Below are 7,984 nucleotides of genomic sequence, written 5' to 3'. Positions count from 1 at the left end.
GGCCGCTGCGAGGTCGCCCTCGATCAGAGAAGCGTTCGGACCGACGGACTTTAACGTCCTCGACACCACCCACTTCGGTTTGCTTTGCCACGCCGCTGCGTATTCCCGTTCCGGCGCATCCCATTCAAAATGGTCTCCGTCCCAATACCGCATGGTCTCGTACATGCGGCGCCCGTACAAGCAGCCCGCCAGGCCGCTTACGTCGTCGATGAAATGACGGAATAGCACGGGGTCGGGCTGAAATGCCGGGTGGTCGTGGTCGACGAATCCGTCCAGAGACTGGTTCAATGCGAAAACGATCTTTGCCATGCGACTGACTCTCCTCCCTGGTTTTCTGACCGAATACAAATTTAATTTAATGAAGGATCAGGGTGAAAACAGTTTCCAATGCCCTTCGGAGACAACTTCGACTGTTCCGTCAATCACTTTGATGGCGGTCTGGTCATCCATCGCATACGATGGCCCTTGCATCCCGGCGGCCCATTTCTCTGCAGCAGCCATCGTGTTTCCCGGCAGCAGCTCGTGATCCAGGTGCGGAAACATAGCAAAATCAACCAGTCCCAGCGTTTCATCGCCACCGTTGGGTGGAGTCCAGCCAACGAAGTAATCCCCAATGTTAGGGGCCATCACCATGCTCCCTGCACTCATTCCCACATAAACGGCGTGCAGCGACGGCAGGAGGTCTGCCAGCCCGGATTGCCGCATCCAGTGACACAGGTAGAGGGCGTCGCCGCCCGCCACCAGCAGTACATCCGTCTCCCGGACCAGCGGCACCCAGCGGTCTTCGGCGATGCTTGGCAGCGCTGTGAGCTCCAGCACGCCGACGGACTTCCAGCCCAGTTCAACCATGGAATTCTCGGAATTCCCGCTGATGAACTGCCAGGCTTTGACGCCGGGGCCGACCCAGGGGTGTCCGTACATCGCGGTGGGGATGCACAGGGCGCTAGACTCGGCAATAGGTTTGCCCAACATGTCAACCAGCGCGTCCTGTATGCTTTTATTATTGATGCCTGCAGATGTGAGCAGAAATTTCATAACCTCACTCCTTTGTGTATCATCTCACGCCATGCTGCCAAAAGACGGTTTTCCCGCAAGCGCGTAGCGCAATAGAACCGTCCCTTTGGAGAACGCTCTGGATTCAAGTAATTCCAGATTCGTCGGTATCGTTCCATCGCCGAAGAATCGTTTTCCCTCTCCGAGTATTACTGGAAACTGCCAGATGTTCATTCGGTCAATCAGCTCGTGACGCAACAATGTCTGGACCAGGTCGCTGCTGCCGACGACATGCACCTCCTCGTAACGCTCCTTCAACAAAGGCACACTTGTGGTCACATCCGCGTCGAGCAGTTTTGTATTATTCCAATCGACGCTGGTTAATGTCCGGGATGCGACATACTTCGGCTTCTCGTTCATCAGCTTGGTGAACGGGTTGGTGTCAGGCGCCTGCGGCCAGTACGACGCAAAAATCTCGTACGTTTTACGTCCGATCAACATAGCGTCGAGGCTCGCATAATCATCCGCGATCCGTTGTCCTGTCACCGGATCCCGAAACGGTCCTTGCCATCCGCCGTAGCCGAAACCGCCTTCACGATCTTCATTAGGCGACCCGGGAGATTGGACTACACCATCCAAAGTCATGAACATGTGCACAACAAGATTTCCCATTTTTCTTTTCATTCCTTTCATATTAAATCTGTCCACAGGTGGGTTGTCTTCTTAAACTAAGTTTAGGACATTTCAGTTCGGATTGTTTCTTACAGATTGCTAATCTAATCTGCCGTTAGCTTGATAAATAAAAGAAGCAGCTGCCGGTGGCAAACTGCTCCTTTATTTAGTTACATTAACGTTTACGTTAGTGAAATTCTCGCTCATTTAGGTGACTTCAAAATAATCAACGATCTAACTCCACTTCGTCGTCTACGAAATATTTCCCTTTCACACCGTTGATGACTTTATGCAGTTCAGCTCTGACCCTGATAACTTCCTGCTCATGCTGCCACCAGTTGTTAGCCTGCCCTATAGCTCGATCATCAGGGCACCACACATATTGATACCATGGTGGCATAAATGTTTTTAACATCAGAAGGCATCTGCGCATGTGCCCAGGCGAACTAACTAACAACAACCGATTGATGTTTTCTAAGCCGATTGCTCGATCAAGAACGGTGAGTGAACACAGTATATTTTCTTTCGTATGATTAGACTGTGTCTCTATTAAAATTGATTCATTAGGTACGCCCAGTCTTCTTGCCTCGTTCTGCAGGACAATTGCCTCTGGCGGATGTATTTGTCCAAATTTATCCCCGCCAGTAAACAAAATATAAGGGGCTCGACCATTCTTAAACAATTCAACCGCCTTTACCGCTCTTGATAAATACGACCCACCAAAAACAAATATGCAATCTCCATTCGCAGCTCCGTCATCGGTGTACTTACCATCACCAAACACTACTTTGGTGGTTTGATCTATAGTTAATTCTGCCGGGTTCATCTTGGAAATAAGCATGGAACTAACCCCCAATGTAAGCTGCCCCATTTCACACTTCATTGCTCCTTTTGAAATGGCTATGATCATTTTAGCAGCAAAATACCTGCTGCCTTTGAAATGTTTTCATTGAGTTATCGTTGCCCGTTAGCTTAATGCACCTTTAGAAGTAGTATTGCTTCATGTTCATAATTCTCGAGATCATTTTCTTCATTCATCCAGGCTACTTCATCCGGTCTTAGCCGATAAAAACGAGCAACAGCTTCTGTTCCATCAAGTTCACAACTAACTACAATATTAAATTCTCTCCCTGAGAAGTTACGGCGGAGTGTCTTTTCCCATACGTCAATTATACCTAATGCTATAGAAAGGTTCTCCAAGTGCAAATGATTTATCGACGTTTCGCAATCAGTACGATCAGAGTAAGTTGTTTTATCGAAACTACTCGGTAAATCTCTTGCAAAACTGCTGATCAAAATACAGCCATCCCATTCAACAAAGTGGGTGTATTCATCGTTATTACTACCCCCTGAAGGTTTGGTTTTAAGCAATAATGTGGTCATCGCTTCATTAGTTTTCATGGTAACCTCCAGGTAGCTTGAAAGTGTGAATGTATTAAACAAACGTTTCCCGTTAGCTTAATCATCGCCTTTACGTTTCTTTCTCAATAAGTAATATTCAACTAAAGCCACGCCAGTTGAGGCACCAAATGAGACTAAAAATGCAGTACCGACATCCACATCCGGTTTAAATATCACGTTTAGAATAAGGTTTCCGACAAAGAAGACCGAAAGCAAGGCTAAGAATCTAAGTCCTATTCGTTTCAAGGGGTTAACCTCCATTGGATATTATCTCACGGTTGCGTTTTTTTTGCTTCCCATTCTCCCCGTTAATCGTTATATCTATCCTGCCCGTTAGCTTAATAAAGCTGCCGATCGGCGCCGGCAGCTTCTTCAAATGTTTGTTTATTCAACTATCGTTTCCCATTAGTGAAAGCTGTAGCTCTTCTTTAATACCTTTCCACTCGACAGTAACATTGATTGTTTCGTCTTTCTGCGGAACAGCACCATTACTAATAGATTTATGAGTGATTTCTTTATGCCCTGATAATTCTGTTTCTCCACTTCCTCCCCCTGATGATACAGAAAATTTATATTTGACTTTACCCACTTCAGAAGGGTTATCTCCTTTGTAAGTTAATGTCAATGTGTAATCGTGGTTCTCACCATTGAGGTTAGTAACGACATATTTTGCTGACCAGTTCTTACTTTCACCAGTAAATAAAATAGAAGAGCTATTTAAACATCCAGATAAAAACATAACCATGAATAAACAGATGAGGATTCCTTTTATTGTAATCCCTCCCTTGAGTATTAATGAAGTTCACATATTATAAAACAGAAAGGAGAACTAATTTGTTACGTAAACCTGCCCGTTAGCTTAACAAAAACAGCAGCCAATTACTTGCCGGCTGCTGTTTGTTATTTTGAACTATTGTTCCCTCAGTCGACGTCCGAGATTTTCCACGCGCCATTTTCCTGCATGAGCACGATTCCTGAAGTGCCCGACTTATTGCCGTGCTGATCGAACAGGTAACTGAACGTCACATACGCCAGCAGTGCGCCGCCGGGACGGTCTTCGAACGTCACGGAGCGGACGCCCGTAATGAGTCGCTGGCCGATGATCTCGAACAACTGCGCCGGCATGCCGTTCTTCACGAACAGCCGGCCGAGCGCAGCGGCGTCGCGACCATTCATGGCGTTGACATAGCCGTTGAGCAGCTTCGCAGCGGCCAACTTCTTCGCTTCCCCCGCATACGCGCCTTCATCAAGTAACTGCGGCCTGAATACGAGCAGCACGCCGCGAACGCTTGGCGTCCACGTCAGCTGGAAACCGAACGCTTCCGCCGTCGCGCGCAGCGGCAAATAAACACGTCCCTTCACAATCACCGGTTTGGCGTTCGCGCCGGTAAGCTTCTTGCCGTTCACCCATAGCGACAACGCTGCGCCTTTTCCTGGGTTGATTCCCTGCGTATCAGGCTGTGTTGAAACGAAGGCGGCTTTATACGCGGCGTCCCATCTTACATACCAGCCGAACGATTCCGCAAGCGCGCGCATCGGCAGCAGCATGACGCCGTTCGAGACGATCGGCGCAAGCGCCGGATCGTTCACCGTGACACCGTTGATGGCCAGCGTAGGAGCGGCTGGAGGAGCGACCATAACGCTGCGTATGGTTCTTCTCGAGCCGGTGTCGATGTAGAGGTCATAAGTGCCAGGCGTGATCGGCTTGAAGGTACCGTCAATCGCCTCGCCGTAGGCCGGCATCGTGAATTGAAAATCGTACCGTGCTTCAGAGTAAGGCGCGGTATGGACGAGCAGTGCTCTTTTGGATGGATAATCCACGCCCTTTGCTGTCATATAGCCTCCGGATGAGCCGGAAGTCTCGACGAAGATCCGAACCGTTCCTTCATAGTTACTCGCGTCACTGCCCTTAATACGAACCGTCTGTCCAATGGTCGGCTTGAGCGTGCTTACATCGGTCTGCGGGGATACCGCCAGCAATTCGTAAAACTCTTTGAGGGCTGTGGCATCCTGGGCGATATATTTATCTTCGCCGATATGGATGAGAACATGCTTCGAATCCTTGAATTGCAAGTAAATATCGGTCCCGTCGGTTAGCATGACATCGACACTAGTGGCGAAAAAGGCGTCCTCTCCGACCAACTGCTCCGTCGACGGCTTTGCGTTCTTAAGCAACCGGTTAACGAAGTTAGCCGTCTTCGCAATAGCGCTTTGATCTGCTGCACGCGAGGCGAACAGCGGCACCCACGCCAGATCGGCGTGACTCATTTGGACCCGCTGAACAGCATCCGCTTGAATGGCCGCCGGCTGCGCCGATGATGCCGGCACGGTAGCAATGTCGTTTTCGGCGGCAGGTGGCACATTGGCAGCTGTTGACGCTGCCGCCTCAGCCTCCCACGAGGTCCCGCCCGACCAGACGGGAACTCCGACGGTGAGCAGTACCGCCAGAGTGAACATATAGAACTGTTTCATTTTCATCTCATCGTCCCTTCCGTCAGGAAGATCTATAGGCCATGAAGCCTGTCATTCTTATAGACGGCTGGGGGAGCGAGAATGTTCCGCGGTTACACCGCAAAGTATACTGGATGTATATTATGACTGAGTAAGGTTCTAAATACTTGATAATTCGCGACATAATTACACAGTCCTACCCGTTAGCTGAGAAGACGGCAGTCATTTCACGGCTGCCGTCTCTTCTTTCTTATAGAGCTATCGTTCTCCGTTAGCGAGTCATCCAAGGTTCATTCCCATAGATGAGGTATGCTCGATCATATAACGAAAATCTTCCTCCGTATCGGTCCAAAAAATAACCGGTACTTGTTTTATGTTCATTTGTCGAAACGCTTCATTGCGGTGACGCCCATCAGCGATTTCATATTTGCCAGCGGAATAAAAGACGATTAGCGGCGGAAAGTCCCAATCACCATAGGCGATTTTCATTTTATCCACGACATGGAAAAACCATGCTATATCATTCTCCTTAGTCAGATACGATGGAGCTCCCTCTTCAATTCCAAACTCCGATATATCCGTTACGACAGGACCGATATAGTATCTCTTCTTCTCCAATAACCCGTCTGCCAATGCAACATTGTCTCCGTCATTTCTAAGAAATAACTGAATCCACTCATCAATGGCACCACGTTGGGCATATTCAATTGCACATTTTGTACTGCCGTATAGCATTAGGTTCACTCTCTCCTCGATTGGGCTAGTACAACCTATTGTATACCACTTCCAAATGGGACAAAATGGTACTTATCAGATATAACTAAACTGTCCGTTTCTTACTTCAAGCGTATTGGAGAACCCACTCTTTTATCCGAGAAGCAACTTCGGCTACTCATCCTCGTACGTTCGACGACTAAGAGGTACTTCCCGCATGCTAACTTTGCCGCAAAAAAACCGGAAAGCCTCAATAAGGCCTTCCGGTTCATTATCCGTCATATCATTCACCTAATCCTCGGCGCCAGTAAGCTGCCCGGCCCCCTTAACCCCTAACATGAATCAGAATATACTTCGTCGTACGATCCCAGCCCAAATCGCAGGCGTACATTTCCGAACTGGTAGAGCAGGCGGTACGCGCCGGTACGATGCTGTTGTTAGCTGTACTATGGATGAAATACGGCATTCACGCTGCCGTTGGCGGGGCCGCATTCGGATGGTAATGGGGGATAAGCTCTGCCTTGATCCTGTTCTTTCATGCGGACGAGCTTTCCGCGCTTATATCCGGAAATGAAAATGCCGCTCAGGCCATCCAATGGATGTCCTTTGTCCCGATTGTTGCCGGCATGAGAGACCTCTTCGTACATCATCAGCACATTTGCGCACCGACTATATTCATCAATCATGATTTCGATAAACCGAACCAGAGGTGTAATCCCAATCTTCTCTACATCAGTCGCCGGCAGGCAGGAGGATCAGTTTGCCACGGGCATGTCCGCTCTGGCTGATGTCGAGCACTCTACGCCAGTCCTCAAGGGCGAAAGTCTGGGCGACCGGAACGGTGAACTTGCCTTCTGCAGCATACTGGGCGAACTCGCCGAGAACATCATAGCGTAAGGTCTGGTCTTCTCCGCTGCTGGCGCGGACGCCGAGTTTGGCAGCTGCGCCGAAGTCGCTGATGGTTAGAACACGGCGGGGATCACCACCGGCGATCCGGATAAGGTCGGGCAATATGCCGCTGACCGGAGCCGTGTCCAGAACCAGGTCCACTGGCTGTCTGGCGAGCTCGGTTACCCGCTCGACCATTCCGTCACCGTACGAGGTCACCGCCGCTCCCATCGAACGGAGCCGGTCGGCGTAAGTGTCACCGGCGGTAGCGATCACGTTGGCGCCGTCCATGAGGGCGATCTGGACGGCAGCGAAGCCCATCATTGTGCCTGCTCCGTGCATCAGCAGGGTGTGTCCCGACTTAACACCAAGTGCTTTAAGGTGGTTGTATGCAATTGTGACCGCCATTGGAAGCGCCGCTGCTTGCACGAACTCGAGTCCTGCAGGGATGCGGATCCAATAGTCCATGATCGCCCGATCCGCAGCGCCGGCGCTCGGGGCGCCGACAAAGTCGGCGGAGCCCAGGACGGCGTCACCGATAACGACATCGGTGACCCCCTCACCGACCGCTTCCACAATCCCGGACACTTCCAGCCCGATACCGCGGGGCAGCTTACCAGGATATAACCCTTTGCACAAGACCCAGTCAACCGGATTCAGTCCGCAAGCTCGCACCGTTACACGAATGCGTCCCGGGCCTGGGGAAGGGATCTCTACCTGTTCCATGCGCAGGACATCGGCCGGTTCGCCGTAGTCGTGGAGGCGGATCGCCCGCATAGTAGCAGGGCTGGACGTCTGATTGTTCACATCTTTGCTTGACGTATCTAAATTCTCCAATTTGATATCCCCTCCCGTTTGTTTTAGC

Annotated in this window: 10 protein-coding genes; all 10 read right to left on the bottom strand. The window is 50.2% G+C overall.

The window, feature by feature from the left end:
• A partial coding sequence (locus C7820_RS26905; protein WP_397334225.1) for a dihydrofolate reductase family protein occupies positions 1 to 309 on the bottom strand: 309 nt, incomplete at its 3' end.
• A gap of 57 nt (positions 310 to 366) precedes the next feature.
• Positions 367 to 1,035 (bottom strand): Type 1 glutamine amidotransferase-like domain-containing protein, encoded by a 669-nt coding sequence (locus C7820_RS26900; protein WP_116233639.1) that lies wholly within the window; start codon positions 1,033 to 1,035, stop codon positions 367 to 369.
• 24 nt (positions 1,036 to 1,059) lie between these two features.
• Positions 1,060 to 1,665, bottom strand: a complete 606-nt coding sequence (locus C7820_RS26895) for a dihydrofolate reductase family protein (RefSeq protein WP_116233938.1) — start codon at positions 1,663 to 1,665, stop codon at positions 1,060 to 1,062.
• A gap of 226 nt (positions 1,666 to 1,891) precedes the next feature.
• Positions 1,892 to 2,506, bottom strand: a complete 615-nt coding sequence (locus C7820_RS26890; RefSeq protein WP_116233937.1) for a YdcF family protein — start codon at positions 2,504 to 2,506, stop codon at positions 1,892 to 1,894.
• Between the two features lie 131 nt (positions 2,507 to 2,637).
• Entirely contained in the window at positions 2,638 to 3,066 is a 429-nt protein-coding gene (locus C7820_RS26885) for a hypothetical protein (RefSeq protein WP_116233638.1), read from the bottom strand.
• A 57-nt stretch (positions 3,067 to 3,123) separates the two neighbouring features.
• A complete protein-coding gene (locus C7820_RS26880) occupies positions 3,124 to 3,312 on the bottom strand; it encodes a hypothetical protein (protein WP_116233637.1) in 189 nt (62 codons plus the stop codon).
• A gap of 142 nt (positions 3,313 to 3,454) precedes the next feature.
• On the bottom strand, positions 3,455 to 3,811 hold the full coding sequence (locus C7820_RS33345; RefSeq protein WP_147306308.1) for a hypothetical protein: 357 nt from the start codon (positions 3,809 to 3,811) through the stop codon (positions 3,455 to 3,457).
• Between the two features lie 176 nt (positions 3,812 to 3,987).
• Positions 3,988 to 5,544: a copper amine oxidase N-terminal domain-containing protein gene (locus C7820_RS26875; protein ID WP_116233636.1), complete on the bottom strand. Its 1,557-nt coding sequence runs from the start codon at positions 5,542 to 5,544 to the stop codon at positions 3,988 to 3,990.
• Between the two features lie 252 nt (positions 5,545 to 5,796).
• Positions 5,797 to 6,252, bottom strand: a complete 456-nt coding sequence (locus C7820_RS26870; RefSeq protein WP_089548910.1) for a ParB N-terminal domain-containing protein — start codon at positions 6,250 to 6,252, stop codon at positions 5,797 to 5,799.
• A 711-nt stretch (positions 6,253 to 6,963) separates the two neighbouring features.
• Positions 6,964 to 7,956, bottom strand: a complete 993-nt coding sequence (locus C7820_RS26860; protein WP_258875457.1) for an NADP-dependent oxidoreductase — start codon at positions 7,954 to 7,956, stop codon at positions 6,964 to 6,966.
• Positions 7,957 to 7,984 lie beyond the last annotated feature (28 nt).

Origin of the sequence: Paenibacillus sp. VMFN-D1, from assembly GCF_003386155.1 — a bacterium.
GTDB lineage: Bacteria > Bacillota > Bacilli > Paenibacillales > Paenibacillaceae > Paenibacillus_AQ > Paenibacillus_AQ favisporus.
Note: the sequence above shows the minus strand (reverse complement) of the source record. Positions and strands in the feature narration are given on the sequence as shown.

What these genes read in the sequence shown, in the direction of transcription:
- C7820_RS26870 (WP_089548910.1), bottom strand. Translation starts at nt 6,252, where the DNA reads ATGCTATACGGCAGTACAAAATGTGCAATTGAATATGCCCAACGTGGT.
- C7820_RS33345 (WP_147306308.1), bottom strand. Translation starts at nt 3,811, where the DNA reads ATGGTTATGTTTTTATCTGGATGTTTAAATAGCTCTTCTATTTTATTT.
- C7820_RS26875 (WP_116233636.1), bottom strand. Translation starts at nt 5,544, where the DNA reads ATGAAAATGAAACAGTTCTATATGTTCACTCTGGCGGTACTGCTCACC.
- C7820_RS26890 (WP_116233937.1), bottom strand. Translation starts at nt 2,506, where the DNA reads ATGCTTATTTCCAAGATGAACCCGGCAGAATTAACTATAGATCAAACC.
- C7820_RS26895 (WP_116233938.1), bottom strand. Translation starts at nt 1,665, where the DNA reads ATGGGAAATCTTGTTGTGCACATGTTCATGACTTTGGATGGTGTAGTC.
- C7820_RS26900 (WP_116233639.1), bottom strand. Translation starts at nt 1,035, where the DNA reads ATGAAATTTCTGCTCACATCTGCAGGCATCAATAATAAAAGCATACAG.
- C7820_RS26885 (WP_116233638.1), bottom strand. Translation starts at nt 3,066, where the DNA reads ATGAAAACTAATGAAGCGATGACCACATTATTGCTTAAAACCAAACCT.